This window comes from Cohnella hongkongensis, assembly GCF_042654645.1.
In the GTDB taxonomy this organism is placed as follows: domain Bacteria; phylum Bacillota; class Bacilli; order Paenibacillales; family Paenibacillaceae; genus Cohnella; species Cohnella hongkongensis.
In genome coordinates, this window is sequence record NZ_JBHSEP010000024.1 from 71,934 (window position 1) to 97,539 (window position 25,606).

Consider the following 25,606-nt stretch of genomic DNA (forward strand, 5'->3'; position numbering starts at 1 on the left):
AGCGATGCAGGAGGGAGGTGCACCCATGTTCAACAATATCGGCGTATCCGGTCTGATCATCATTCTGATCATCGCCTTGATCGTCTTCGGGCCGGCCAAGCTTCCGCAGCTCGGCAGAGCTTTCGGCGACACGCTGCGCGAGTTCCGAAATTCCACGAAAGGGATCGTGGAGGAGGATCTGGCGGACAAGCCCTCGGTGATCGAGATCGACAAGGCGAAAAGCTAGCGAACCGGAAGGCGACCCCCTGCCCGGCGAGAGGACGTTCTCTCGCAAGGGCAGGGGGTATTTGCGCGGAAGCCGGCGGTCGCGATGTTCAGGAATTTTTCAGATTTTCCCTGTAGAATATTCTGGGGGGATTATGTCTAATCGGCTCGCACCGCTATTCAAACTTCGGCATAGCTGGCCGATGAGAGTAGGAGAGGTCGACCGTTTGTCAGGCTGCCGATTCGGCCGTCGTCCCCCCAATCTCAATTATTGAAGGCAGGTAAACTTATGCAGCACGTTCACGGCACCTACGACATCGCCCTTGTCTTATTCTCTTATATCGTAGCGGTGGTCGCTTCTTACACGGTGCTGGACCTGGCGGGCCGCGTCAGCGAAACTCGCGGATTCAGCCGAGGGCTGTGGCTCGTGTTCGGCGCGGCCGGCATGGGCATGGGCATCTGGTCGATGCATTTCGTCGGGATGCTGGCCTTTAAGCTGGAAGTTCCCGTCGCCTACGATCTGACGCTTGTCCTCATCTCCGTGCTGGTCGCGATTGCGGCGTCGTACATCGCTTTGGCGATCGTCGGACGCAAGAAGCCGACGACCGGCAACCTGCTCGGCGGCGGGCTGCTGCTGGCGACCGGCATATCGGCCATGCACTATATCGGGATGGCCGCCATGCTGATCGATATTTCCTACGACCCGCTTATGTTCGGGCTGTCGATTTTGATAGCGATTGTCGCTTCGATCGCGGCGCTGTGGCTTTCTTTTTATTTTCGCAAGGACAGCGAGCAGACAGAGGTTTGGAAGAAGGTGGGAAGCGGTCTGGTGATGGGCGGGGCAATTGTCGGCATGCATTACACGGGCATGTTCGCCGCGCATTTCCACGTCGGAGGCCGGGCGGAAGCCGCCTCCGGCATTTTGCTCGACCAGAAATGGCTGGCCTATCTGATCTCGGGCGGCACGCTGCTTACGCTCGGAATTTCGCTGCTGGGCATCTATATCTCGAGACGTTTCTCGAGCAAGGATTCGGAGATCGAGCTGAAGTCGAAGGAAATTCATCTGAAAAATCAGGAGCTTCAGCGCCTGAACGACCATCTGGAGGAGCTCGTTCGCGAGCGGACGGCGCAGCTCGAGAAGGCGCATGACGAAGCGATCCAGGCGAACCGGATCAAGAGCCAGTTCCTGGCCAACATGAGCCACGAGCTCAGGACGCCCCTGAACGCGATTATCGGCTACAGCGAGATGCTGACGGAGGAAGCGATGGAGCTGGGCGAGCCGGCCTTCGCCGCGGATCTGGAGAAGATCAGCAAGTCCGGCAAGCATCTGCTCGCGCTGATCAACGACATCCTGGACATCTCCAAGATCGAATCCGGGAAGATGGAGGTTTATCTGGAGGAGTGCCAGCTCGGAAGCATGCTTCAGGACGTGTTCTCGACCGTGCAGCCGCTCGTCGAGAACAACGGCAACCGGCTGGAGACGAAGTGGGACGAGGGCGTCATGACGACCGACGCGACCAAGCTGAAGCAGATTCTGCTCAATCTGCTGAGCAATGCCGCCAAGTTCACCCGCAACGGCACGATCCGGGTCGAAGGGCTCCGCATGGAGAAGAAGGGCAAGGACGGCTACATGATCCGCGTGGCGGATTCCGGAATCGGCATGACGGAGGAGCAGCTCGGCAAGCTGTTCCAGCCGTTCACCCAAGCCGATTCCTCCACGACCCGCAAGTACGGAGGAACGGGTCTCGGCCTGGCGATTACCCAGCGCTTCTGCGACATGCTCGGAGGAGAGATTACGGTCGAGAGCCGTCCGGGAGAGGGCAGTGTCTTCTCCTGCTGGCTGCCGATGATTCAGGGAGATTCGAGCGGGCAGGCGCTGCAGCGGCTTGAGGCGAAAACGAAGGCTTCGTCCGCCGCCGAATTCGACGGCGAAGGCCAAGTCAGCATTCTGCTGATCGACGACGAGCCGGTGAACCTGCAACTGATGCGCAAATATTTGGCCGACGAAGGCTGGACGCTGGCGTTCGCCGAGAGCGGCGCGGAAGGTTTGCTGCTCTCGAAGAAGCTGAAGCCGAAGCTGATCTGCCTGGACATTCTGATGCCGAGCATGGACGGCTGGAGCGTACTGTCGGAGCTGAAGAAGGACCCGGAGCTTCGGGAGATTCCGGTCGTCATCCTGTCGATGACCAACGACAAGCAGCTCGGCTACGCGCTCGGCGCGTCGGAATTTCTGACGAAGCCGCTGAACCGGGATCAGCTTGTCGAGATGATGGACAAGCATCTGACGAACAAAACGTCCGAGCCCGTTCTCGTCGTCGAGGACGACGTGACGACGAGCGAGATGATGGCCAAGCTGCTGGGCAAGGAGGGCTATACCGTTCTGACGGCCGGCAACGGCAGACTCGCGCTGGATAAGCTCGCCGAAGAGAAGCCCGGGCTCATCCTGCTGGATCTGATGATGCCCGAGATGGACGGCTATCAATTTCTAGCGGAGCTGAAGAAGCGGGAGGAATGGAGCTCGATCCCGGTCGTCGTCGTCACCGCCAAGTCGCTCGAGGCCGAAGAGAGCATGAAATTGAACGGCTATGTCAAAAGAGTGCTGCAAAAAGGCTCCTTCGAGCCGACACAGCTGCTCTCCGAGGTTCGCCGCTATATCCAATCGCAACGGGAGGCGATCTGATGCATACGATTCTTCTGGTCGAGGACAACGAGTTGAACCGGGATATGTTGTCCAGAAGACTCGCTCGCAAAGGATACCGCGTCTTGACGGCCGAGGACGGGCGCGCGGGAGTGGAGCTGGCGGCTTCGGAGCTTCCCGCTCTCGTTCTTATGGATATGAGCTTGCCGGTTCTCGACGGCTGGGAAGCGACGAGGCTGCTGAAGAGCGATCCGAAGACGCAGGCCATTCCGGTCATCGCGTTGACGGCTCATGCGATGGCGGGGGACGAGCGCAAAGCCTATGAAGCGGGATGCGACGACTTCGACACGAAGCCGGTCGATCTTCCGAGGCTGCTCGGCAAGATCGAATCGGCGTTGGCCAAGCTAGAATAGAATGGAGCGCGTGACACGATGGACGACAGCTTATCTGCCAAAATATTGATCGTCGACGACCAGGAGTACAATATAAGCTTGTTGGAACGCATTCTGACGCGGGCGGGCTTCCGCCGGATCTACAGCACGCCCGATCCGCTCGAAGTGACGCGCATGCTTGCCGAGGTAGAGCCCGACATCGTGCTGCTTGATCTGCACATGCCCGGACTGGACGGGCTGGAGGTGCTGAAGCGGATCCGCGAGCAGACCGGCGAGGAGCAATACTTGCCCGTGCTGATGCTGACGGCGGACACGACGCCGGAGGTCAAGCAGCAGGGGCTGCAGGCCGGAGTCAACGACTTTCTGACCAAGCCTTACGACCGCGTGGAAGTCGTGCTGCGGATTCGCAATCTGCTGAAGACGAGAGAGCTCCACCTGCAGCTGCAGCATCACAATCGCACGCTGGAGGAGAAGGTGCAGGAGCGCACGCGGGAGCTGAACGAGGCCAAGCTGGAAATGCTGCGCTTGCTCGGCCGCGCCGCGGAATACCGCGACGACATGACGGGACAGCATACCCAGAGGGTCGGCGAGCTGTCGGCCTTAATCGCCGAACGGCTCGGTCTGCCGGAGCAGGAAGTCGATATCATCCGCAAAGCGGCCCCGCTGCACGATATCGGCAAGATCGGCATTCCGGACGAAATTTTGCTGAAGCCCGGACGCTTCGAACCGCATGAATTCGAACGAATGAAGACGCACACGACGATCGGAGCCCTTATTCTCGGGGGGAGCTATTTTAATATCTTGCAGCTGGCCGGCGTCATCGCCATGTTTCATCATGAGAAATGGGACGGAACCGGCTATCCGAACGGACTGGCCGGCGAGGAGATTCCGATCGAGGCGAGAATCGTCGCCTTGGCCGACTTCTACGACGCGCTCACGCACGAGCGTCCGTACAAGAGAGCGTGGACGCCCGAGGAGACGCTCGAAGAGATCGTCCGCCAGCGAGGGGCGCACTTCGATCCGCAAGTCGTCGACGCCTTCGAGTCGCTGTTCCGGGAAGGCGGCTTCGGCCACCTGCTCGAGTTATCCTCCTAGCGCTTAGGGCGGCCTTTACGGCCGCTTTTTTTCTGCTGCTGACTCATTCACGCACATCAGCGCCCCCCATGGAATGGTCTTCCCCGAATCGGATCGGATGACAGTCTGTAGCGGCCTGGCGGACCGTTAGGCGAGCAGCTTTGGCGGGCAAGTCGTGGATGGACGGCGCAAGCCAGTCTATGCCGGGTTGAAGTGTAAGAAATCGCGAGCTCGATCGTCTAATTCATAAGCCGTCGCGGGAAGGGAAGGAGGAGCCATGGACGACAATTCGAAGATTGAGCAGTGGTTTCGGGCCTATGGCTCGGACATTCATCATTTTCTCGTCTACTATACGGGAAGGAATCAGGTGGAGGATCTCGTGCAGGACGTCTTCGTGAAAGCGATCCAGGCGCATCGCGGGTTCCAGGGGCGGGCCGATCCGAAAACCTGGCTGTTCGCGATCGCGCGGAGAGCGGCGATCGACGAGCAGAGAAAAATGCGGAGAAGCCGGCGGCTTCCGCTCAGACTGTTCGGCGATCGGAAGACGCCGGAGGAGACGCCCGAAGAGATTGCGATTCGCCGGCAGGATGTCGCCGACATGTACCGGACGGTGATGAAGCTGAAGCGGACTTACCGGGACGTGCTGCTCCTTCGCGTCATGCAGCAGCTGTCCGCGGCCGAAACGGCGGAGGTGCTCGGCTGGACGACAGCCAAGGTCGACGTCACGCTGCACCGGGCGATCCGCAAAGCGAGAAGCATCGGCGAATCGAGGGAAGGAGGCGTGGCGAATGGAGAAACTAACAAACGGGGATAGCCGGGTCGAGCTGCTGAAGGAGCTCCCGCCCCGACCGCTCTCTTCGGCAGCGGAACAGGCGATCGCACAGAAGCTGAGACAGACGGAAGCCGCACAGGCGCGGCAATCCGGACGGAGGAGGACGAGAAGACGTTATGCTCTGCTCGCCGCCACGGCCGCTGCGGCGTTGGCCGCCGTCGTAATCGCAGCGGTTCCCGGGCTCGCCGAACGGATGACAGCGGGCAGATGGGGATCGGAGCTGTTCGGCGCCCGCCCGGCCGCGCCGGCTGCGGAGCTCAGCCCGCTGTTCGACCTGCTCGACCGGGACGGCACGCTCGTCTACCCGGACCGGCTGAGAGGCATCGAAGGGAGGATTGCCTTCAGCGAGTATCCGGGAGGCTTCGTCGCCCGGTCGGAACTGACGGGTTCCAAAGTATTCTGGTACGTCTGGGGAGATCCGCAGCAGCTGGCCGGGGCGAATCTCGTCGCCACGGCGGTCAGCCTCGATAACGGCACGAAGTTCGTCCTTAACGAGGCTAAGCTGAGCGGTCCGTTCTATGGAGCAGATGCCCATGTCGTGACGCGGTTTAACGAGTTTCCGAGCCGGGGGACCTGGCGCATCGACGTCCGGCTGAACGATGAGCTCTACGGCTCGATCGTCGTTCGGGTGAAGGACGAGTATATTCAGACGGAGTCGGCCAGATTTCTCGTCTCCAAGGACGATGCCGTCGCGGGCGGGATCGAGACGTCCGTGATCGTCGACGGTCACGGTCTTGCGGATACGATCGACGTCATCGTTCAGCGCGCCGACGCGCCCGGTCAAGCGCGCAAGCTGACTTTCTTCAAAGAGCAGGAATATGTGCAAGCGAAGGGGCTGATCCCCGTCACTTCGTATACGGGCCGCCTCGAATTCGACGCTCCGGGCCGGTGGCGAATCGAGGCGCTCGGCGAGAAGACGGAGATCGAGGTGCGACCTTAGCGCGCGGCGGCCGGGAGCGCATCGGCAGCGGATAAGGAATAAAAAGGGGCAGAGCAAGGAGGAGGCGGGAAAGCCTTCCTTCCTTGCTCTGCCCCTCTTCGCGCGCAGACGATCAGGAGCGCGAACGAATTTCCTGTCTCATGAACAGCAGATAGGTCGCGGCGAACGACAGCGACGTCTCGGCGATGAGAGCGACGATGTGCGGCCATACGAGCAGCGTGCTCTGGCCGAAGGACAGCGGCGCCGAGATCGCCAGATACGCCTGTTCCTGCGTAATGAACGGATTGAGCGTCCGCACGTCCGGAAGCAGCAGCGTCGAGGCCGCCTCCTGAAACAGGTGGGCCGGCGAGATCCGCGACAGAAACGTAAGCAGGTTCTGCGCGTCCACGTAAGCGCCGACGTCGTTCGGATCGTTGGGCATGATCGCGTTGCCGATCAGATTGACGATCATGCCGTAGAAGACGAGGAAGAAGATCCATACCGCGATGCCGCCCAGCGCGGAGGTGGCCGCCTGCTTGAACCGCACCGAGAACAGGAGAGACAGATTGAGCCATAGGCCGACATAGACGGTCGTGATCAGCAGCGTGACGATAACCCGGCCGAACTCCTCCGGCGTCGGCGGATAGCCGATCGTGTACAGCCCCGTCCCCATGACGAGGAAGCCGAGGGAGAAGACGACGACGGCGATCAGCAGCAGGCCGGCGACGAACTTGGCGACGAGGAAGTCGTCGCGGTGTACCGGCTGCGACATGACCCGGCTCAGCGTTCCCTTGCTCCTCTCCGAATTGACCGCGTCAAAGCCGATGGCGATGCCGATGAGCGGAGCCAGGAAGGAGAGGAATGTCAGGAAGTTCGGCAGTCCGCTCGAAGAGACGGTGAACATGCTCAGAAACAGGAAGTTGGCCTCCCCGCCGCCGGTTTCGGCTCCTTCCTTAAGAGCCGTGACGGCGGTGTACAGCGAGCCGATGCAGGCCAGCGTGACGATGCCGAGCAGGATGACGAACCGCCAGCTGCGGATATGGTCGCCGAATTCCTTCTGCACCATGACCCAGAACGGGCTTGCGGCGCGCTCCGCGCGGTTGGCGGCAGCTTCCCTGGCCGCATCGGCCGCCCGCTTGCCCAGCGCGCCCCGCCATTTGTTAACCGATGCGTTCACGCGTCTCGCCTCCTTCGAAATAGCGGTGATAGATGTCGTCCAGGCCGTAACGGAGCGGGCGGACGCCGTACAGAGACGCCCCCGAAGCGATGACGGCTTTCGCCAGCTCGGCGGTGACGTCCGCCGTGCCGGAGACGATGGCGGTCGAGATGCCGTCTCCCGGGCGCTCGGCATTCGTCTCGACGACGGCGGGCTTGAGCTGCACGTCGGTGACGCCCTCGACGCCGCGCAGCGCGGCGTCGAGCGATTCGCTCCACGGCGAAGCGTCGAGCTCGATGCGATACGTCGGAGATCCGTCGAGCTGGCGGGACAGCGTCTCGATGTCGCCGGAGGCGATCAGCTTGCCCTGGACGAACAAGCCGACGCGATCGCATATTTGCTGCACTTGATGCAGGTGGTGAGACGACAGCAGGACGGTCAGGCCTTCGTTGCGGCTCAGCTCGCGGATCAGCGCGAGCAGCTCGCGAACCCCTTCAGGGTCGATGCCGAGCGTCGGCTCGTCGAGGATGATCACCTGCGGGTTTTTAATGAGCACGTCAGCCAGCCCGAGCCGCTGCCGCATCCCCCGGGAGAACGTGCCGGTCCGCTTGTGCGCCGCTTCGGCCAGCCCGACCCGTTCGAGCAGGAGAAGGGCGCGGCTTCTCGCCTCCGCTTCGGGAATCCGGTTCAGCCTCGCCGTGTAGACGAGATTGTCGAGCGCCGACCGGTCCTCGTAGAAGCCGACGTCGTCCGGCATGTAGCCGACTTTCCTTTTGACCTGCATCGGATTGCGGGTCGCGTCGATGCCGCAGACGACCGCTTCTCCCGATACGGGCTCCGTCAAGCCGAGCATCATCAGGATGGTCGTTGTTTTGCCCGCGCCGTTGGGACCGAGAAGGCCGAAAATTTCACCGGGATAAATGTTCAGATTCAGGCGGTCGACAGCGGTAAATTCTCCGTACGTTTTCGTCAGATTTTTTAACTGGATGACCGGTTCCGCCGTTTCGATCGTCGTCACGTTTACCGCCTCCCATACTTCCTGAACAGGCCGTATATGCCGGCCAGCACGGCCAGGACGATCAGCACGCCGATCCAGCCCCACAGCATCGACGTTTCGACGGTGACGCGGAACGCGGCGGAGGCCGTCTTCTCCGGCGAGCTCGCGGTCAGGTTGGCGACGTAGTCGCCGGCCAGCGCTTTGTCGGAGGCTTTAACGGTAGCGGTCACCGGCACGGACTGGCCGGCCGGGATCGAGCGAATCGTTTTCGGCTCGAACGTCACTTCCCAGTTGGCGGGCAGCTGCCCGCTCAGGCTGACGTCCGTCAGCTCGGCAGATCCGGTATTTCGGACGACAAGCTCGAGATTGCGCGTCTTGCCGGCGGTAATGTCGGCGCTCAGCCGCTCGTCCGCCGTGCTCAGCGTCAGGCCGTAGGTACCGGTGATCGCCGCCTCTACCTGCGCTTGCGCCGACGAGCTTCCGCTGGCCGCATGCACGACGATCGGATACGTATCGGCTGCGGCGTTCTCGGACGGGGTGACGTCCAGGCTGATCGATTTCGAGCTGCCGGCCTCCACGTCGACGGACGTCACGTTGCTGCCGCTTACCGAGAACCGGACGTCCCAGCCGGCCGGAGCTTCCGCGGTCAAGGCATACTGCTGACTGGAAGCGGTGCGGTTGTCGAGCGTCAGGCTGTACGTGAATTTCGAGTCCGCGTGTCCTTCGCGGTTAGGCTGGTCGACCGACAGCTCGGATTTGTAGGAGCCTTGCTCCGCCACGTTGACTTTCAGCGGAAGCGATCCGAAGTCCCCGGCGTTCAGCTTAAACGAGTAGTCGCCCTTGTCGACTTCGAGCGGCACGGTCAGATTCAGGTTTAACGTCTGGGACTCTCCCGGCTTGACAGAGATTTGGCGGATGCGGTTGCCGCCGGCGTTCAGCTCGTATTTCCAGCCGAGCCCGCCGACGTCGAGCGCGACGTTGGCGGAGCGAATGTCCTCGGAGTCGTTAATGAGGTCGACGGAATAGTGGATCGTCTCCCCCGGCGATACGGACAAGTCGGTGTACGGCGTGAACAGCTTCAGAAGCGGAGCCGCCGAGGCGATCGGCGCTCCGCCCAGGAGCGCGCCCAGCAGCAGCGACAGGGCGAGCGCTCCGGATAATGGTTGGGTCAATTTTTTCATGACGATGTTCCCCCTCAACTCCATAAAGTGATGTTCACCCCTATTACGTCCGGACGGGTGGAACGGATTTAGTCGAAAGTTAAAAAATTGCTTAGAAGAAGCTTAAAGGAAGATAAAAAAAATGCCGGCCGGTTTTCTCCCGCGCCGCTTTCTGATACTTTAATCTCGAAAAGGTGTTGAGGCGGGAGAAGGGCGCTGCCGAGGGGGAAATCCGACGCCGCGTCCCTCCAATGCGAAGAAGCGCGGAGGTGCAGTCCACATGGACACGATCCCTGGACGTTCGGGGAACGAGGATCTGTTCGAGCTGATTGTGTTATTGAAGGAAGGCTCGCTGGAGGCGTTCGACCGATTCTACGAGCAGGCCGCTCCTTTCGTCATGAGGATAGCCGGCAAGCTGCTCGGCGGAGACCGCATGGAGATGGAGGATGTGTGCCACGACGTGCTGCTGGCCGTCATCTCCCAGCCGGAGAAATATAGTCCGGACAGAGGGTCGGTGGAAGCCTGGCTGGCCGTGCTGACGAAGAGCCGCTGCATGGATCGGCTGCGCAAGCGCCGCAGAATCGTGCTCGAGGAACGCGATTCTCCGTTCGAGCGGGGGCTCGCTCTGGCGGGGGAAGCGGCGCTGACCGAGCAGCGCGTGCTGGCGAAAATGGAAGGAGAGGCGCTGAGGCGAGCGCTGTCCGAGCTCGACGGCGTACAGAGACGGACGCTGACGGAAGTTTATTACCGCCGCCGGACGCGCAGGGAGCTGGCGGAAGCCTGGGACGTTCCCGTCGGAACGGTCAAGTCGCGCGTGCGCTACGGGCTAAGCCGTCTGCACAAGGCAATGGCGCGGCTTGGCTGGTCGGACGGTCCGAGAGGAGGGGAATGAAATGTTGGGCAGAGATTGCGGGATACCGGACGAGCGATGGATCGACTATCATCTCGGCAATCTGGGCAAAGTCTCGTCCGAAGCGTTGGAGAGACATGCGGAAAATTGCTCCGTCTGCCGGATCGCGAGCAACGAATGGGCCGATTTGCTCGGGGTGACGGCCGGGCGGAACGAAGGGGTTCGGGAGGCGGCGCCCGAAGGCGGTTCGCAGCGGCCTTTCCCCGGTGTGTACCGCTCTCTGCGCAGACAAACGGCGGTCCGGCTGCTTTGGCGCAAGGCGAAGCGCAGGCCGGCCGTAGGAGCGGCCTTCTGCGCGGCGCTGCTGGCCGCCGCTCTGATCGGATTGCTCAAGTCGGCGGCGGTGCATGACGTGCCGAAGACCGCTGCGCCGCTCGAGGCCCAGCACTACGCGGCGCTGCACGAGCCGAACGGGGCGCGGCTGATGGAGCTGCCGGGAACTCGCGTCATCTCGTCGTCGGAGGTCGCGGTCTGGCCCGCCGTCACGCCTTCGTTCGTGCCGGGACGGAGCTTGACGGTGTGGATCAATGCGGATACGGAGGAGCTGTTCGTGCTGCTGGAAGGGGTGCTCGAGTCCGAGGCCAGCGACATGCAGGCTTGGGCCGACAGCAGCAGCCGGACATCGAATCTCGGCCTGTTGAAGTTCCACAGCGGACAGGGTCATCTGTATTCGCGCTTCCGCGAGATGGCCGCGCTGGAAGCGCTGCGGATCACAATCGAGCCGAAGGGCGGCAGCGAGCGGCCGACAAATCCCGTCAGCGCGCACGTACGGCTGGCAAGCGAGTAACGAAGCGGCCCGTGCGCCCTGGGGCGGCTGGGGCGATCGAAGGGAGTAACGGAAATGAACGGAGCCGAGCGGCCAGAAACCGCTTGGGACGACCTTGAGCATCGCGTTCGCGGCCTAAAACAGGAGGCATCTCCCCGGTTGGGGGAGATGCCTCCTGTTTTAGGATTCAGGCAGGATGAAGTCGCTTACGCCTGGTTCAAGTTAAGAACAGTTTGTTACAATGTGATTTTATTCACAAGATAATCGGGACGGCGGGGCTATACTGGAGTCAAGAAGAAGAAGGGAAGTGATCTCGTGGTGAAGCTGCACATCGCACTCGACGCCATCCCTCCCGGCGAGGAGAACGGCGGGCTGCTGCTCGAAGCCTCCGTCGTCCGCGCCAGGCAAGAGCACGACGCGCTTAAGGAAGAGCTGCGCAACATTTACGAGCGGGCATGCGCCGTCCGCAACGATCACGAAGAGAAAAAACGAAACCGCGAAATGCGTCAGCTGTACGATTGCGTCAAGCTGTTCATGAAGCATTGGATCGAGCACACCCGCTGGGAGGATGCCGAACTGTTCCCTCAGGCGGCGTCTTATCTCGGAGCCGAGCTGGATTTGTTTCTGCTCATGGAGCAGGAATACGAGCTGGCCGATCAGTATTTGCGAGTGTTCTTGCGGCTGCTGGAGAAGGCCGAGCATCCGATCGGACGGGAGGACGCCCGCCGAATGACCGCTTATCTCATTCAAGCGTATGCGGTGCTGAACAACCGGTTTCGGGAAGAGGACGAGATTATGCTGGATTTGACGGACCGCTCCAACGCATACGGCTTCTGACCCGCGTCCGACCGCCCATTAACCGAACAGGAAAGGAGCGACACCATGCCGAACGCGGTTAAATCCCCGCTGTACGAGCTGTATATGAGGTACGACCAGTGGAAGGAAGAGCACGACGCGCTGTACGGCCGGCTGCTGGAGCTGTGCAAGCTGATGCGCTGGAATCCCGGCAACTTCGACTATCCGTTCTGGGGGACGCATCACCGCAGTGTGCACGACAAGTTCGTCTCCTTCATGACCGACTGGCAGGCGCACCTGGCCCAGGAAAAGCAGATCATCTATCCGATCGCCAGATCCGCCATCTGCGGGGGAAGAATCGGCCCGGCGGCAGTGCTGGAGCAGGAGGACGCCATCGCCGGCCAGTTTTACGAAGCTTATCTGTCGGCGGTCAGAGGCGGAGAGCCTCCGGAGGACTGCTTGTCGAGACTGCTGCAGGTGCTTATGATCATCGCCGAGCACTTTCGGGTCGAGAACGAGACCGTCGTTCCGGCGGCCGAGCGGCTGATGGACGAAATCGAGTATATCGGATCTTAACCAATCAGGGGAGGCAGAATCTATGGCAGCGAAAGAACAAGTTCAGGAAACGTTTGTCGCCGCTCAGAAGGAAGTCGGCCAGCTGGCCGAAAGGGCGAAGAAGGCGCAGGAGGCTTACATGGAGCTGGATCAGGAGGCCGTGAACCGGATCGTGCAGAAAATGGCGCTGGCCGGCCTGGACCAGCATATGACGCTGGCGAAGATGGCGGTGGAAGAAACCGGACGAGGCGTATACGAGGACAAAATTACGAAAAACATTTTCGCCACCGAATACATCTACCACAGCATCAAGAACGAGAAAACGGTCGGCGTCATCGAAAACAACCCGTACGAGAACTATCGCGTCGTCGCGGAGCCGGTCGGCGTCATCGCCGGGATTACGCCGGTGACGAACCCGACGTCCACGACGATGTTCAAGGCGCTGATTGCGGCCAAGACGCGCAATCCGATCATCTTCGCCTTCCATCCGTCGGCGCAGCGCTCCAGCCGGGAGGCCGCCAAGACGCTGCTGGAAGCGGCGGTAGCGGCCGGCGCTCCGGAGCACTGCATCCAATGGATCGAGCGGCCGTCCGTGGAAGCGACGCAGCAGCTGATGAACCACCCGGATGTGGCGCTCGTGCTGGCGACCGGAGGCTCGGCGATGGTCAAGGCGGCCTACAGCACCGGGAAGCCGGCGCTCGGGGTCGGTCCCGGCAACGTGCCGTGCTTCATCGAGCGGACAGCCGATCTGGACCAGGCGGTCACGGATCTGATTTTGTCCAAGACGTTCGACAACGGCATGATCTGCGCGTCGGAGCAGGCGGTCATTCTCGACGAACCGATCTATGCGGCGGCGAAGAAGAAGATGACGCAGCTCGGCTGCTATTTCTTGAGCAAGGAAGAGACGGAGAAAGTGTCCGGCCTCGTCATCAACCCCGAGAAATGCGCGGTGAACGCGGTCATCGTCGGCCAGCCGGCGGCCAAAATCGCGGAAATGGCCGGAGTGGCCGTGCCGTCCGGCACAAAAATACTCGTCGCCGAGCTCGGGGGCGTCGGAGACAAGTATCCGCTGTCGGCGGAAAAGCTAAGTCCCGTGCTCGCCTGCTACAAAGTCAAGAACGCCGAGCAGGGGATCGAGCGGGCCGCGCAAGTCGTCGCCTTCGGCGGGATGGGCCACTCCTCGGTCATCCATTCGAACGATCAGGCCGTCATATCGGCGTTCTCTGCCCGTCTGCAGACCGGACGGATTATCGTTAACGCGCCCTCCACGCACGGCGCGATCGGCGACATCTACAATACGAACCTTCCGTCGCTTACGCTTGGCTGCGGCTCCTACGGGCAGAACTCGACGACGTCGAACGTCACCGCGGTGAACCTGATCAACCTGAAGCGGGTCGCTTATCGGACGCTGAACATGCAGTGGTTCAAGGTGCCGCCCAAGGTGTACTTCGAACGGGGAGCGACGCAGTATTTGGAGAAAATGCCGGACATTACGCGGGTGATGATCGTTACCGACGCGGCGATGGTGAAGCTGGGCTACGTCGAGAAGGTCGAGTATTATCTTCGCAAGCGGGCGACGCCGGTCGCGATCGAGGTGTTCTCCGAGGTCGAGCCCGATCCGTCGACGGATACGGTGGACCGCGGCACGCGGATGATGGAGCAATTCCAGCCGGATTGCATCATCGCGCTCGGCGGCGGCTCGCCGATGGACGCGGCGAAGGCGATGTGGCTGTTCTACGAATATCCGGATACGAGCTTCGACTCGCTGAAGATGAAGTTTCTCGACATCCGCAAGCGGATTTACAAATATCCGAGATTAGGCCGCAAGGCGAAGTTCGTCGCCATCCCGACGACCTCGGGCACCGGCTCGGAAGTCACGTCGTTCGCCGTCATTACGGATAAGAACAAAGGCAATACGAAATATCCGCTCGCGGACTACGAGCTGACTCCGGACGTCGCCATCATCGATCCGGATTACGTCTACAGCCTGCCGAAGACGGCGGTCGCCGACACCGGCATGGACGTGCTGACCCACGCGATCGAAGCGTACGTGTCGGTCATGGCCAACGACTATACGGACGGACTGGCGCTCAAGGCGATCCAGCTCGTATTCGAGAACCTGGAAGCCTCGTACCACAAGGGCGATCCGAGAGCCCGCGAGAAAATGCACAACGCCTCGACGATCGCAGGCATGGCCTTCGCCAATGCTTTCCTCGGCATCAACCACAGTCTGGCGCACAAGTGGGGCGGCCAGTACCATACGGCGCACGGGCGCACGAACGCGATTTTGATGCCGCACGTCATTCGCTATAACGCGGAGAGGCCGACGAAGTTCGCTTCGTTCCCGAAATACGATCACTTCGTGGCCGACAAGCGCTATGCCGACATCGCCAGACTGCTCGGGCTGCCGTGCGGCACGACCGAGGAAGGCGTCGCCAGCCTGATCGAGGCGGTCCGCAAGCTGAACCGCTCGCTCGACATTCCGGAGTCGTTCCAGGCGCTCGGTTTCGACGCCGGCGATTTCGAGAGCAGGGTCGACTACTTGGCCGACCGCGCGTTCGAGGATCAGTGCACGACGGCGAATCCGCGCATGCCGCTCGTCAGCGAGCTGGCCGACGTCTATCGCAACGCATTTTACGGCAAATTCGCCTAAACGATCAGGGAGGGAACAACTATGGCGACTACGGAACAAAATTTAAGAGGAGCGGCGCCGTCTCCGGACAGCTGGAGAGGCTTCCGCTACGGACGCTGGCAGCGGCATATCGACGTCAACGATTTTATCGGCCTCAACCTGACGCCCTACGAAGGGGACGACGGCTTCCTGGCCGGCCCGACCGACGCTACGCTGGAGCTGTGGCAGACGGTGCTGGAGCTGATGAGAAAGGAGCGCGAGAACGGCGGGGTGCTCGACATCGATACCGAGACGGTGTCGACGATCGTCTCGCACGGCCCGGGCTACATCCGGCGGGAGCTCGAGCAAGTGGTCGGCCTGCAGACGGACGCGCCGCTCAGGCGCTCGATCCAGCCGTTCGGCGGCATCCGCATGGTGGACGACGCCTGCAAAGCCTACGGCTACGAGCTGCCGGAAGCGACGCGCAAGCTGTTCACCGACATTCGCAAGACGCATAACCAGGGCGTGTTCGACGCCTACACGACCGAGATGAAGCTGGCGAGGAAAGCGGGCATCATTACCGGCCTGCCGGACGCTTACGGACGCGGTCGGATCATCGGCGACTATCGCAGAGTGCCGCTGTACGGGGTCGACCGGCTGATCGAGGCGAAGAAGGAGGAGCTGCTGCAGCTCGAGACGAGCGCGATCACCGAGGACGTCATCCGCGCGCGGGAGGAGCTGTCCGAGCAGATTCGCAGCCTTGGCGAGCTGAAGATGATGGCCGCTTCCTATGGCTTCGACATTTCCCGTCCGGCGGCGACCGCGAAGGAGGCGGTGCAGTGGCTCTACTTCGCTTACCTTGCGGCGATCAAAGAGCAGAACGGGGCGGCGATGAGCCTCGGCCGCGTATCCAGCTTTCTCGATATCTACATCGAGCGGGACAGGAAGGAAGGCCGGCTGACCGAGGAGCAGGCGCAGGAGCTGATCGACCATCTCGTCATGAAGCTGCGGATGGTCAAGTTCCTCCGCACGCCGGACTACAACGAGCTGTTCAGCGGCGACCCGACCTGGGTGACGGAATCGATCGGCGGCATGGGGAACGACGGGCGCACGCGGGTGACACGCAGCTCCTTCCGCTTCCTTCATACGCTGTACAACCTCGGACCGGCGCCGGAGCCGAACCTTACGGTGCTCTGGTCGACGAAGCTGCCTGAAGGGTTTAAGGCCTACTGCGCCAAGGTGTCCGTCGACACCAGCTCGATTCAGTACGAGAACGACGATCTGATGCGGCCGGAATTCGGCGACGATTACGGCATCGCCTGCTGCGTCTCCGCGATGCGGATCGGCAAGCAGATGCAGTTTTTCGGAGCGCGGGCGAACTTGGCCAAAGCGCTGCTGTACGCCATCAACGGCGGCAAGGACGAGAAGCTCGCCATTCAGGTCGGACCTGCGCTCGCGCCGCTGACCGGGGAGACGCTCGATTACGGGGAAGTGACCGAGCGATTCGACCGCATGCTCGACTGGCTCGCCGGCTTGTATATGAATACATTGAACGTCATCCACTACATGCACGACAAGTACTGCTACGAACGGATCGAGATGGCGCTGCACGACCGCGACATCTTGCGGACGATGGCCTGCGGCATCGCCGGGCTGTCGGTCGTCGCCGACTCGCTGAGCGCCATCAAGCACGCCAAGGTTCGGCCGATTCGGAACGAGCAGGGGCTGGCCGTCGACTTCGAGATCGAAGGCGAATATCCGCAGTTCGGCAACAACGACGCCCGAGTGGACGATATCGCCGTCGCGCTGACCGAGTCGTTCATGAACAAGCTGCGGAAGCATCCGACTTATAGGAACGCCCTGCCGACGATGTCGGTGCTGACGATTACGTCCAACGTCGTCTACGGCAAGAAGACGGGCAGCACGCCGGACGGCCGCCGTGCGGGAGAGCCGTTCGCGCCGGGCGCCAACCCGATGCACGGCCGGGATCGCAAAGGGGCGCTCGCCTCGCTCAGCTCGGTTGCCAAGCTGCCGTACGCCAGCTGCCTGGACGGCATCTCGAACACGTTCTCGATCGTTCCGAAGGCGCTCGGCCGGGAGGCGGACACGCGGATCGACAACCTCGTCTCCATGCTGGACGGCTATGCCGCGAGCAAGGGCCACCATCTGAACGTCAACGTCTTTAACCGGGAGCAGCTTCTGGACGCAATGGAGCATCCGGAGAAATATCCGCAGCTGACGATCCGCGTCTCGGGCTATGCGGTCAACTTCATCAAGCTGACGCGGGAGCAGCAGCTCGACGTGCTGAACCGGACGTTCCACGGCGCGATCTAGGGCACGCCGGGCGCTCGGAAAGTCGATCAAGAGAGGGAGGCGGACAGCATGCATACGGGGAGAATCCACTCTCTTGAAACGTTCGGGACGGTAGACGGACCGGGAATCCGGTTCGTCCTGTTCCTGCAGGGCTGCGCGCTTCAATGCGGCTACTGTCACAATCCGGATTCGTGGGATACGCAGGCCGGCGCGCTGAAGAGCGTGGACGACATTTTGCGGGAGATCGAGCCTTATGTCGAATATTACCGCCGTTCCGGAGGGGGCATTACGGTGACCGGCGGCGAACCGACGCTGCAGGCTCCGTTCGTGGCCGAGCTGTTCCGGGCGTGCAAGGAAAACTGGGGGCTGCACACCGCGCTCGACTCCTCCGGCTTCTGCGAGCCCAGCCGCGCGGAGGCGCTGCTGGACGCGACCGATCTCGTCCTGCTCGACCTGAAGCAGATGGACGGCGGCGCCCACCGAGAGCTGACGAGCCAGCCGAACGACCGCATACTCAGGTTCGCCCGCTATTTGTCCGACCGCGGAACGAAAATGTGGATTCGAAGAGTGCTCATTCCGGGCTGGACCGACAATGCGGACGAGCTCCGGGAGTTGGGCCGCTTTATCGGCGGGCTGGAGGGCGTGGAAAAAGTCGAGGTGCTGCCTTACCACCGGATGGGCGTGTACAAGTGGCACCAGCTCGGCAAGGCGTATCCGCTGGAAGGCGTTCTGGAGCCGGGGCCGGAGGAGACCGCAAGAGCGTGGAGGCTGATCTCGCACGGAATAGAGGAGGGGAAGCGGGAGCTGGCTCTCATGGTTAATACGTAAAAGCGGCCAAAAACCGTCGAGCCAGCGAAACGCGCTGTCCGACGGTTTTGCGCGTATAATCTCGTCCCTAAGAGAGGTTATACCGTGATCACGACGTTTCCTCTTTTACGGCCTCCGTCCACGTACGCGTGCGCCTCAGCCATTCGTTCGAGCGGGTAACGCCGATCGATCACCGCTTTTATTTTCCCCGATTCATAGAGCTCCTTCAGCAGCAGCAAATCCTCCGCGAGCTCCTTGGCGACGCCTTGTCCTTCGACCGTAACGAATTTGCCGTCCTTGGCCAGCACCTTCTTGCAAGCCGACTTGGTCGATTTGCCGACCGCGTCGAAAACCACGTCGTAACGTTCCCGCGTTCGGGTGAAATCTTCTTGGGTATAATCGACGACCTGATCGGCTCCGAGAGACTTCACGAGGTCGGCGTTAGCGCCGCTGCACACGCCCGTAACCTCCGCTCCGAGCGCTTTGGCCAGCAGTACCGCAGACGTACCCACGGATCCGGAGGCTCCGTAGACGAGCACTTTCTGCCCTTCCCGAAGACGCGCTTTCCGGAAAAAGTGCAGCGCCGTCGTCCCTCCGAACGGAAGCGCGACAGCCTCCTCGTAAGTCGCGTTGTCCGGCATAGGGGCGACGACTCCGGTTTCTCTTACGCACGCGTACTCCGCATAGGCGCCCATCCTGAACCCCGTCATCGCGAAGACCGCATCCCCCGGCTTGAATCGCTGGACGTTTCGGCCGATCGCTTCGACCTCGCCGGCCAGTTCGACGCCGAGAATCGGATTTCTCGGTCTGCGCAGGCCGAGAACGAGCCGCATGGGAAGCCAAAAGAGAAGCGGGCTTCGGAAGCCGCGAATGCGGCAATCTCCCGATGTGACCGTGGTCGCGCGAACCCTGATCAGCAGCTCGTCGGGCTTGGGCGCCGGCTTAGGGGCTTCTTTAAGCTCAAGTACATCCGGAGATCCGTATTTCCCGCATAGGATTGCTCTCACGAAATAGCCTCCTTAACAAACGTTGCTTTTGCGAGAATCATACAGGGAGGACCCCCGGATGAACAGATACTTAAGTACGGTTATTCGAAGCTCAACAGCGGAAGCTGGGCAAGCATACGACAGGCAAGGCGTGCGTCTACGTCAACAAGCTGGACGACGTCGAGGTTTACAGCTTAAACGCGACTTCAAGGTCGCGGATCTGCTCCGGGCCGATGTGCACGATGTCGCCGAGGCAGCCGGCCGACAGGATCGCCTTGGCGCTGTATTCGGCGACTTCGAGCCGGTCGAACGCGTTGAGCAGGTTCTGGCCGGTGACGATGACGCAGTTGTTTTCCACGATGGCGATCGGGGTGTCCTTCGTAAAGCGCGCGGCCGTTCCCTCCGTGTCGCGATAGACGGCGTCGAAAGGGAGCTTGGGCGTCTGCCGCATCAAAATGTAGCTTTCCGGAATCGTGCGCGAATCCAAGGCGTGCTCGGTCACGGCGAAAGCCATCACGTTGGGCGGGTGGGCGATGATGACGCTGTCGATATGCGGATGCAGCTCGTAAATCCGCCGATGCAAGCGCACCGACCGGCTGGGCTTCTTGCCGGCTTCGGCCGCTTCGCCTTCGATGCGGACGAGATCCTCCGGCTCCAAATATTTGCGGTCGGCCCCGTACGGCGTAATGACGAACGAGCCGTCCGCCAGCCGGTGGGAGAAGGTGCCTTGCGTGCTCGTGAACAGCCGCTGATCGTACGCGCGCTTGATCAGCGTGCACATGTCCCTGCGAATGGCGAGCTCGTCCGCTCCGTAAGAGCGCGGGACGAACGAGCCGAGCTCCGGTTCGTCGGAATGGGAAATCGTGCGGAATTGCTCTTCCGACAGAAGCGCCGGCGTTCCGAGTCTTCTGGCGTTAATCTCGAGGCGCGCGCAGAAGTCGAGCGTCTCGAAGCTTTGGAACGCCTGGAACAGGTCGGGGCCGCCGACGACGACGCCGTGGTTTTCCAGCATTACCGAGTGGATGCCGCTGGCGAACACGGAGGCGATATTTTCGCCCAGTTGGCGGCTGCCGGGCAGCGCGTACTCGGCCATGCCGATCTCTCCGCAAATTTGCCGTTCGTTGGGCAGCAGCCTCGTGTCGGGCATCCGTCTTACGATGCTGAAGGAGACGAGAGCGGGAGGGTGCGCGTGCACGATCGCCCGCAAGTCGGGCCGGGCGTCGTAGATGAGCCGATGAAAAGGAAATTCGCTGGACGGGCGGTGAGGACCGACCGTCGTTCCGTCGGGCTTGACGCATACGATGTCGTTTCTCGTCAATGCGCCTTTATCGACGCCGGCAGGGGTAATCCAGACTTGATTTTGTTCGTCGAGAACGGACAGATTGCCTCCGGAGGTCGTCGTCATGCCGTAGCCGTAAATTCGATCCATCATCAGCAGAATCTGATCCGCGGGATGTAGCCATTCGTATCGCATCGAAATTCCTCCTCAGTCCAATATGCGGTCTCCTTCACTGTAACACGACGCCGCTTTTTTAACTGTAACGAAAGTCATATTCCGCGCGATGAGCCGATTTTCGCCCAAATGTGAGAAACGATACAGTAAACGGCCCCGCACGGGAATACACTATACGAAGAAAGACCGTCAAACTCGATTGGAGGAATTCGCATGACCTATCATCACATTCTGGCCGCTTACGACGGTTCCAAGGCGTCCAACAAAGCGCTCGAACACGCCGTCAAGCTTATCGAGAGACGCCAGGGCAGCAAGCTGACGGTCGCTCACGTCGCCATCAGGCCGCCTTACGGCTTCGCAGGCTTCGGCATGGTCGTTCCGGTCGGGTACGAGGAGCAGATGAAGCAGCAGCAGGCGAATCTGGTCCGCCAGGCGGAAGAAAGGATCAAGGAGCTGCCCTATGCGAAAGTCGTCGTACTCGAAGGCGCTCCGTCCTCGGCGATTCTGGAGCACGCCAAGCAGAACGGCTGCGACCTGATCGTCATCGGCAACCGCGGCCTCGGACCGATTCGCGAATGGATGCTCGGCAGCGTCAGCCATCATGTCGTCCAGCAGGCTCAGGTTCCGGTGCTTGTCGTCAAATAGCCGCCCCTATGGGCGGTTTACGGCGGGCGGGCAGCCGCCCCCGTTCGAACAGAATCGTCAGACTGACGAGGTGACGAACACGGTAGCCCCCATATCGGATAACGCGGTCGAGCGGAACCCGTTCGTCCAGCTTAAGCTTGCCGCTGGCGAAGCTGAGTTTGGCCGATTCCCCGTAATCCAACCGTCTGGTTTCTTCCTCCAGCGTTCGCGCGCAATTGCCGCACGTCAGTCCTTTTACCCGATATTCGATCATGTCCGTTCATCTCCAGCTTATAAATGAATAATTGCTCATATATTGTTTGAAAATGATCGGGAAAACAAGAAAAAAGCCTAGGGTGGTTGATTTTTTGGCGGAGTATGGTAATCTATTGGAGCGAACGCACGTTCTGTTTATGATTCGAGGAGGGCATTGCGCGGATGGACCGCTATCGGTATCCCGAAATCGACGAAGCGATTGCCTACATTCACAGCCATTTGGACGAGCCGCTGTTGTTGAGCAGGCTTGCCGGCCACATCGGATATAGTCCGTTTCATTTTAATCGTCTATTCAAGATGAGGATCGGCGTTCCGCCTCTGTATTACGTATCCGCGATTCGATTGCAGAAGGCGAAGGAACTGCTGCTTCAGACGAATCTGAGCGTGCGGGACGTCGGATTGGAGATCGGTCAGCTGAGCCTGGGAACGTTCACGACGCGATTCACCGAGAAGGTAGGCATGACTCCGTCCCAGTTTCGCAGCTCGCCGACGCTCGCAGACGACAGACTGCGGGCGCTGCGGCAGCTGAACCAGTGGCGGGACGTCCGCCGAATCGAGCCAGGCCGCTCGAGCATCGCGGGCAGAGTCGTTCCCCTGGTTCCGTTCGAAGGCGTCGTTCTGATCGGCCTGTTCGCGAAGCCGATTCCCGAAGGCGTTCCGGAGCACGGCACGCTCACTTCCGGCTCGATGGAATTTGTCCTCCATAACGTAAAGCCGGGAATCTATTACTTGATGGCGACGTCTGTCGCCTGGAACGCCAAGGCGATGGAGATTCTGCTGCCCCATACTACGCTGCGAACCCGGTCTCGGGAACCGATCGTCGTCGAGGCCGGCAGACCCGTGCCCGAGCAGATCGTCACGCTCCATCCGCCGCTGCCGGACGATCCTCCGATTCTGATCTCTTTGCCCTTGCTGATGGACCGATTTCTTAACCGCAACAGCCTCGTTCTGCGGTAGCAGGCGGCCAGGGGCGCGAACGGCCGTTGGCCGCTCGCAATGAAGGCAATAACTTGTGAGGTGTTCGAATGATCGCTTTAAGAGCGCAACCGCTTTTTCCGAACGTCGGCGTCGGCGTCGCGCCGATCGTCGTCGCGGCCGCAGAGAACGGGAAGCAGCCCGGCGGATGAAGCTGCTGGCAGAGATCCAATCCCCTTACAACGAGATCGCGGTTTACGAGACGGCGCAATTGGACGGGGAGACCGGTCGATTCAGATGCGTCCGCTTCGCGGACGGAGACGTTCAGGGGGCGATGGATCTGAGAGATCCGCAGCGTCTCGTGCTGGCCTATCAGAAGGCGCTTGCCGGTCTGATGGTTCGCCGGCAGCCACTCTTCGCAAGCGCGTTCATGATCGGCTACGGCATCGGCTCGCTCTCCCGTCATTTTCGCGGAAAAAGGATCGTAACGGCGGAAATCGACCAGGCGGTTGTGGAGGTCGGCAAACGCTATTTCGGGGCTGCGAACGACGATGTCCGAATCGGAGACGGCCGTCTTCTGCTCGAAGCGGAGCCGGACCGGTCCTTCGATTTTATCGTCCTGGACGCCTTCACGAGCAGGGGGACGCCGCCGCACTTGACGACGGAGTCGTTTTTTCGGATGGCCTCGGACAAGCTCCGCCCGGGCGGAGCTCTTTTCCTGAACGCCATGGGGAGGCCGAGCGACGATAGACACGCGGAAGCGGTCGCCACGACGATGCGGCAAGTTTTCGCCGATGTGCGCTGCCGCTCGCTGCCTGCCGAGCGCAGCCGCGACAGACGAAATATGATTTTCGCCGGCAGCGACGTTGGGTTCGAGCTCTCGGGCAGGAAGGCGGCCGGTCTTATGGAGCTCGAGCTGGTGGAGGTCGAGCTGGCCGAGGGCCATGTCATTCGGGACGGCTCGTCGGGCCCCGATATTTCCGGAGCGCAATGACCGCGTTATGTCCGCCGAAGCCGAACGAATTGGACAGGCCGACGTTCGGATCGGTTCTGCGCGCCACGTTCGGCACACAGTCGAGATCGCAGTCCGGATCGGGCGTTTCGTAATTGATCGTCGGCGGAATCCATCCGGTCTGCAAGGTTTTGACGAGGGCGACCGCCTCGACCGCGCTGGCGGCTCCGAGCAGATGCCCGGTCATCGATTTGTTCGCCGTCACCGGCACGCGATAGGCGTCATCTCCGAACAATCGTTTGATCGCCTGCGTCTCCGAGCGGTCGCCGATCTCGGTGCTCGTCGCATGTGCGCTGATGACATCGATCTGATCCGGGCTCAGACCGGCCTCGGCCAGCGCCAGTCTCATCGCCCGGTAAGCCCCGTCGCCATCGGGGTGCGTGGCCACCATATGGTAAGCGTCGGAGCTCGCTCCGTAGCCGATCACCTCCGCATAGACGCGGGCGCTGCGCCTCGCTGCGTGAGTCAGCGATTCCAGAATGACGATGCCCGCCCCCTCGGCCATGACGAAGCCGTCGCGGCCGGCGTCGAACGGTCTGCTGGCTTCGGTCGGCGCGTCGTTGCGGCAGGAGAGCGCAGTCGCGTTGCCGAAGCTGGCCAGCGATATTTCGGACAGAGCCGCCTCGGCTCCGCCGGCGATGACGACATCCGCGCCGCCGCTGCGGATGAGCCGGAACGCTTCGCCGATCGCCGTATTGCCGATCGAGCACGCCGTCACCGGGGACAGGGTCGGGCCGAGCGCGCCGAATTTCATGCTGATCAAGGCGGCGGCCATATTGGAGATCATCATCGGCACGAGCGTCGGACTGATCCGTTCCGGTCCGCGGTCGCGAAGGACCGAAGCTTGCTCGAGCAGCGTCTGCAGGCCGCCGACTCCCGAGCCCACATAGACGCCGATCCTTTCTCCGTCGACTCGATCCGCTTGAAGCCCCGCATCGTCCCAGGCCTCGCCGGCCGCCGCCATCGCGAACTGACAGAAGCGATCCATCCGCCGGGCTTCCTTGCGTCCGAATAACGTCTCCGGGTCGAAGCCGCGAACCTCTCCCGCGATCCGGCTCTTGAAGCGATCCGAATCGAACGCTTCAATTCGCGAGATCCCCGATTCCCCCCGGACGAGCCGCTCCCAGAAGCGGTCCACCGAGTTGCCGAGGGGAGACAGAACTCCCATTCCGGTAATGACGACTTGCTCCATGCCGATCTCACTCCTTAATCGTATCGAAAGTACAATCAGCATCTCATTTCCATTATCCTATTACAAGTTATCAATTATACTAGTATAATAACTACTACGATAACGAACCGGAGGCGCTGTTCATGAATCATGAAGCGAGGCTTCTCGCTCTGTCGGCGTTCCTTAAGGGAAAGCGCGCCAAAATCTCGCCAGAATCGGCCGGATTCGCCACCGGCAGGCGGAGAAGAACGCCGGGGCTGCGCAGGGAAGAGGTAGCGCAGCTGGCCGGGGTCAGCCTGACCTGGTACACCTGGTTCGAGCAGGGACGCGACATTCGCGTGTCGTCTTCCGTGCTCGATTGCATCGCTGCGGCTCTGCAGCTTAACGTAGACGAGCGCAAATATTTGTACTCCCTTGCGATGGAGACGAGCCCCGGACCCGCGCTGAAGGAAAAGCTGCCGGAGATCAGCCCGCCGCTGAAGCGGATTTTGCGGGAGCTGGTCGCCTGCCCGACGATCATCACGGACCGGCGCCATATGATCGTCGGCTGGAACGAAGCGGCCTCCCACGTGTTTCTCGATTTCGAGAAGGTTCCGCCGGAAGAGAGAAATATGATCCGGCTGTTGTTCGCAAGGAGGGAGCTGAGGCGGCTCGCCGTGAACTGGGAGCATTTCACGAAAGGCTTTCTCGCCATTTTCCGCGCCTATTACGGCCAATATGTCGACGACGAATGGTACGACCGTTTTCTCCAGGAGATGAAGGCAGCCTACCCGGAGTTCGAAGCGCTGTGGGAGGAGAGCGAGGTCCAATCCGCGCCGGAGGTGCTGATCGAATTCCGGCACGCCAAAGCCGGCAAGATGCTGTTCCATCTGACTTCGCTCCAGGTTCAAGGCAGCGTCGATCTGAGATGCAGCATCTATACGCCTGCGCCCGACTCCACGACGGAGAACAAGCTCAAAAGGCTGATCGGGGAAAGTCCGGGCGCTGGAAAGTAGCGGAAAGCGTTGCCCGGCGCTCGCCGCGATTCTGAACGGCAAGAC

At 61.3% G+C, this 25,606-nt stretch carries 24 protein-coding genes; 17 read left to right on the forward strand and 7 right to left on the reverse strand.

Annotated features, from left to right (window positions below):
• The first annotated feature begins 25 nt into the window (after positions 1–25).
• The 6 genes from tatA (at position 26) to ACFO3S_RS23770 (ending at position 6,080) form a co-directional block, all read left to right on the forward strand.
• Positions 26–226 carry a twin-arginine translocase TatA/TatE family subunit gene (tatA, locus tag ACFO3S_RS23745; protein WP_378101109.1) on the forward strand — a complete coding sequence of 67 codons (201 nt, stop codon included), beginning with the start codon at positions 26–28 and terminating at the stop codon, positions 224–226.
• A gap of 267 nt (positions 227–493) precedes the next feature.
• Entirely contained in the window at positions 494–2,884 is a 2,391-nt protein-coding gene (locus tag ACFO3S_RS23750) for an MHYT domain-containing protein (protein WP_378101111.1), read from the forward strand.
• Complete coding sequence (locus ACFO3S_RS23755) at positions 2,884–3,255, forward strand: response regulator (protein WP_378101112.1); 372 nt, start codon at positions 2,884–2,886, stop codon at positions 3,253–3,255. Before ACFO3S_RS23750 ends, ACFO3S_RS23755 begins: the two co-directional genes overlap by 1 nt.
• An 18-nt stretch (positions 3,256–3,273) precedes the next feature.
• Positions 3,274–4,329, forward strand: a complete 1,056-nt coding sequence (locus ACFO3S_RS23760; RefSeq protein ID WP_378101114.1) for an HD domain-containing phosphohydrolase — start codon at positions 3,274–3,276, stop codon at positions 4,327–4,329.
• A gap of 256 nt (positions 4,330–4,585) precedes the next feature.
• Complete coding sequence (locus tag ACFO3S_RS23765) at positions 4,586–5,122, forward strand: RNA polymerase sigma factor (protein WP_378101116.1); 537 nt, start codon at positions 4,586–4,588, stop codon at positions 5,120–5,122.
• Positions 5,097–6,080, forward strand: a complete 984-nt coding sequence (locus ACFO3S_RS23770; RefSeq protein ID WP_378101118.1) for a hypothetical protein — start codon at positions 5,097–5,099, stop codon at positions 6,078–6,080. Before ACFO3S_RS23765 ends, ACFO3S_RS23770 begins: the two co-directional genes overlap by 26 nt.
• A gap of 112 nt (positions 6,081–6,192) precedes the next feature.
• Here ACFO3S_RS23770 and ACFO3S_RS23775 read toward each other — a convergent pair whose 3' ends face one another.
• From ACFO3S_RS23775 to ACFO3S_RS23785, 3 genes are read right to left on the reverse strand one after another with little or no spacing between them, the layout of a single operon-like run.
• Positions 6,193–7,236, reverse strand: a complete 1,044-nt coding sequence (locus tag ACFO3S_RS23775) for an ABC transporter permease (RefSeq protein WP_378101120.1) — start codon at positions 7,234–7,236, stop codon at positions 6,193–6,195.
• Complete coding sequence (locus ACFO3S_RS23780; protein WP_378101122.1) at positions 7,220–8,233, reverse strand: ABC transporter ATP-binding protein; 1,014 nt, start codon at positions 8,231–8,233, stop codon at positions 7,220–7,222. The genes ACFO3S_RS23775 and ACFO3S_RS23780 overlap by 17 nt, the downstream gene beginning before the upstream one ends.
• Positions 8,234–8,235: 2 nt before the next feature.
• Positions 8,236–9,393, reverse strand: coding sequence for a COG1470 family protein (locus tag ACFO3S_RS23785; protein ID WP_378101124.1), 1,158 nt, complete (start codon positions 9,391–9,393; stop codon positions 8,236–8,238).
• Between the two features lie 259 nt (positions 9,394–9,652).
• On the opposite strand from ACFO3S_RS23785, the gene ACFO3S_RS23790 reads away from it, so the two are divergent.
• The 7 genes from ACFO3S_RS23790 to pflA all read left to right on the forward strand — a co-directional run bounded on the left by ACFO3S_RS23790 (position 9,653) and on the right by pflA (position 18,150).
• Positions 9,653–10,264, forward strand: a complete 612-nt coding sequence (locus tag ACFO3S_RS23790) for an RNA polymerase sigma factor (protein WP_378101126.1) — start codon at positions 9,653–9,655, stop codon at positions 10,262–10,264.
• Between the two features lies 1 nt (position 10,265).
• Positions 10,266–11,069, forward strand: a complete 804-nt coding sequence (locus tag ACFO3S_RS23795) for an anti-sigma factor (RefSeq protein ID WP_378101128.1) — start codon at positions 10,266–10,268, stop codon at positions 11,067–11,069.
• A 294-nt stretch (positions 11,070–11,363) separates the two neighbouring features.
• A complete protein-coding gene (locus tag ACFO3S_RS23800; protein WP_378101130.1) occupies positions 11,364–11,885 on the forward strand; it encodes a hypothetical protein in 522 nt (173 codons plus the stop codon).
• A gap of 45 nt (positions 11,886–11,930) precedes the next feature.
• Complete coding sequence (locus ACFO3S_RS23805; RefSeq protein ID WP_378101131.1) at positions 11,931–12,419, forward strand: hemerythrin domain-containing protein; 489 nt, start codon at positions 11,931–11,933, stop codon at positions 12,417–12,419.
• A gap of 22 nt (positions 12,420–12,441) precedes the next feature.
• Positions 12,442–15,051 carry a bifunctional acetaldehyde-CoA/alcohol dehydrogenase gene (gene adhE / locus ACFO3S_RS23810; protein WP_378101133.1) on the forward strand — a complete coding sequence of 870 codons (2,610 nt, stop codon included), beginning with the start codon at positions 12,442–12,444 and terminating at the stop codon, positions 15,049–15,051.
• A gap of 21 nt (positions 15,052–15,072) precedes the next feature.
• Positions 15,073–17,343, forward strand: coding sequence for a formate C-acetyltransferase (gene pflB, locus ACFO3S_RS23815; protein ID WP_378101135.1), 2,271 nt, complete (start codon positions 15,073–15,075; stop codon positions 17,341–17,343).
• A 48-nt stretch (positions 17,344–17,391) separates the two neighbouring features.
• Positions 17,392–18,150, forward strand: coding sequence for a pyruvate formate-lyase-activating protein (gene pflA / locus ACFO3S_RS23820; protein ID WP_378101137.1), 759 nt, complete (start codon positions 17,392–17,394; stop codon positions 18,148–18,150).
• Positions 18,151–18,227: 77 nt separating this feature from the next.
• Here the strand turns inward: pflA and ACFO3S_RS23825 are convergent, their stop codons facing one another.
• Both ACFO3S_RS23825 and ACFO3S_RS23830 read right to left on the reverse strand, forming a co-directional pair.
• Positions 18,228–19,136 carry an NAD(P)-dependent alcohol dehydrogenase gene (locus tag ACFO3S_RS23825; RefSeq protein WP_378101139.1) on the reverse strand — a complete coding sequence of 303 codons (909 nt, stop codon included), beginning with the start codon at positions 19,134–19,136 and terminating at the stop codon, positions 18,228–18,230.
• Positions 19,137–19,302: 166 nt separating this feature from the next.
• Positions 19,303–20,589, reverse strand: a complete 1,287-nt coding sequence (locus ACFO3S_RS23830) for a class II aldolase/adducin family protein (RefSeq protein WP_378101141.1) — start codon at positions 20,587–20,589, stop codon at positions 19,303–19,305.
• 192 nt (positions 20,590–20,781) lie between these two features.
• Between ACFO3S_RS23830 and ACFO3S_RS23835 the strand changes: the two genes are divergently transcribed.
• Positions 20,782–21,213, forward strand: coding sequence for a universal stress protein (locus ACFO3S_RS23835; protein ID WP_378101143.1), 432 nt, complete (start codon positions 20,782–20,784; stop codon positions 21,211–21,213).
• Here the strand turns inward: ACFO3S_RS23835 and ACFO3S_RS23840 are convergent.
• Complete coding sequence (locus tag ACFO3S_RS23840; protein ID WP_378101145.1) at positions 21,206–21,466, reverse strand: heavy-metal-associated domain-containing protein; 261 nt, start codon at positions 21,464–21,466, stop codon at positions 21,206–21,208. The genes ACFO3S_RS23835 and ACFO3S_RS23840 overlap by 8 nt on opposite strands.
• Positions 21,467–21,630: 164 nt before the next feature.
• Here ACFO3S_RS23840 and ACFO3S_RS23845 point away from each other — a divergent pair, with 164 nt between their 5' ends.
• The gene (locus tag ACFO3S_RS23845; RefSeq protein ID WP_378101147.1) at positions 21,631–22,425 is read left to right on the forward strand and encodes a helix-turn-helix transcriptional regulator; all 795 of its coding nucleotides are present in this window, start codon (positions 21,631–21,633) and stop codon (positions 22,423–22,425) included.
• Positions 22,426–22,591: 166 nt separating this feature from the next.
• On the forward strand, positions 22,592–23,377 hold the full coding sequence (locus ACFO3S_RS23850) for a spermidine synthase (RefSeq protein ID WP_378101150.1): 786 nt from the start codon (positions 22,592–22,594) through the stop codon (positions 23,375–23,377).
• Here the strand turns inward: ACFO3S_RS23850 and fabF are convergent.
• Positions 23,331–24,587, reverse strand: coding sequence for a beta-ketoacyl-ACP synthase II (gene fabF, locus ACFO3S_RS23855; protein ID WP_378101152.1), 1,257 nt, complete (start codon positions 24,585–24,587; stop codon positions 23,331–23,333). The genes ACFO3S_RS23850 and fabF overlap by 47 nt on opposite strands.
• Before the next feature lie 122 nt (positions 24,588–24,709).
• Between fabF and ACFO3S_RS23860 the strand changes: the two genes are divergently transcribed.
• Complete coding sequence (locus tag ACFO3S_RS23860) at positions 24,710–25,561, forward strand: helix-turn-helix transcriptional regulator (protein WP_378101154.1); 852 nt, start codon at positions 24,710–24,712, stop codon at positions 25,559–25,561.
• The last annotated feature ends 45 nt before the right edge of the window (positions 25,562–25,606 follow it).

What these genes read in the sequence shown, in the direction of transcription:
- fabF (WP_378101152.1), bottom strand. Translation starts at nt 24,587, where the DNA reads ATGGAGCAAGTCGTCATTACCGGAATGGGAGTTCTGTCTCCCCTCGGC.
- ACFO3S_RS23830 (WP_378101141.1), bottom strand. Translation starts at nt 20,589, where the DNA reads ATGCGATACGAATGGCTACATCCCGCGGATCAGATTCTGCTGATGATG.
- pflA (WP_378101137.1), top strand. Translation starts at nt 17,392, where the DNA reads ATGCATACGGGGAGAATCCACTCTCTTGAAACGTTCGGGACGGTAGAC.
- ACFO3S_RS23770 (WP_378101118.1), top strand. Translation starts at nt 5,097, where the DNA reads ATGGAGAAACTAACAAACGGGGATAGCCGGGTCGAGCTGCTGAAGGAG.
- ACFO3S_RS23840 (WP_378101145.1), bottom strand. Translation starts at nt 21,466, where the DNA reads ATGATCGAATATCGGGTAAAAGGACTGACGTGCGGCAATTGCGCGCGA.
- pflB (WP_378101135.1), top strand. Translation starts at nt 15,073, where the DNA reads ATGGCGACTACGGAACAAAATTTAAGAGGAGCGGCGCCGTCTCCGGAC.
- ACFO3S_RS23805 (WP_378101131.1), top strand. Translation starts at nt 11,931, where the DNA reads ATGCCGAACGCGGTTAAATCCCCGCTGTACGAGCTGTATATGAGGTAC.
- ACFO3S_RS23755 (WP_378101112.1), top strand. Translation starts at nt 2,884, where the DNA reads ATGCATACGATTCTTCTGGTCGAGGACAACGAGTTGAACCGGGATATG.
- ACFO3S_RS23845 (WP_378101147.1), top strand. Translation starts at nt 21,631, where the DNA reads ATGGACCGCTATCGGTATCCCGAAATCGACGAAGCGATTGCCTACATT.
- ACFO3S_RS23750 (WP_378101111.1), top strand. Translation starts at nt 494, where the DNA reads ATGCAGCACGTTCACGGCACCTACGACATCGCCCTTGTCTTATTCTCT.
- ACFO3S_RS23785 (WP_378101124.1), bottom strand. Translation starts at nt 9,393, where the DNA reads ATGAAAAAATTGACCCAACCATTATCCGGAGCGCTCGCCCTGTCGCTG.
- ACFO3S_RS23795 (WP_378101128.1), top strand. Translation starts at nt 10,266, where the DNA reads ATGTTGGGCAGAGATTGCGGGATACCGGACGAGCGATGGATCGACTAT.
- ACFO3S_RS23850 (WP_378101150.1), top strand. Translation starts at nt 22,592, where the DNA reads ATGAAGCTGCTGGCAGAGATCCAATCCCCTTACAACGAGATCGCGGTT.
- ACFO3S_RS23835 (WP_378101143.1), top strand. Translation starts at nt 20,782, where the DNA reads ATGACCTATCATCACATTCTGGCCGCTTACGACGGTTCCAAGGCGTCC.
- ACFO3S_RS23790 (WP_378101126.1), top strand. Translation starts at nt 9,653, where the DNA reads ATGGACACGATCCCTGGACGTTCGGGGAACGAGGATCTGTTCGAGCTG.
- tatA (WP_378101109.1), top strand. Translation starts at nt 26, where the DNA reads ATGTTCAACAATATCGGCGTATCCGGTCTGATCATCATTCTGATCATC.
- ACFO3S_RS23860 (WP_378101154.1), top strand. Translation starts at nt 24,710, where the DNA reads ATGAATCATGAAGCGAGGCTTCTCGCTCTGTCGGCGTTCCTTAAGGGA.
- adhE (WP_378101133.1), top strand. Translation starts at nt 12,442, where the DNA reads ATGGCAGCGAAAGAACAAGTTCAGGAAACGTTTGTCGCCGCTCAGAAG.
- ACFO3S_RS23760 (WP_378101114.1), top strand. Translation starts at nt 3,274, where the DNA reads ATGGACGACAGCTTATCTGCCAAAATATTGATCGTCGACGACCAGGAG.
- ACFO3S_RS23765 (WP_378101116.1), top strand. Translation starts at nt 4,586, where the DNA reads ATGGACGACAATTCGAAGATTGAGCAGTGGTTTCGGGCCTATGGCTCG.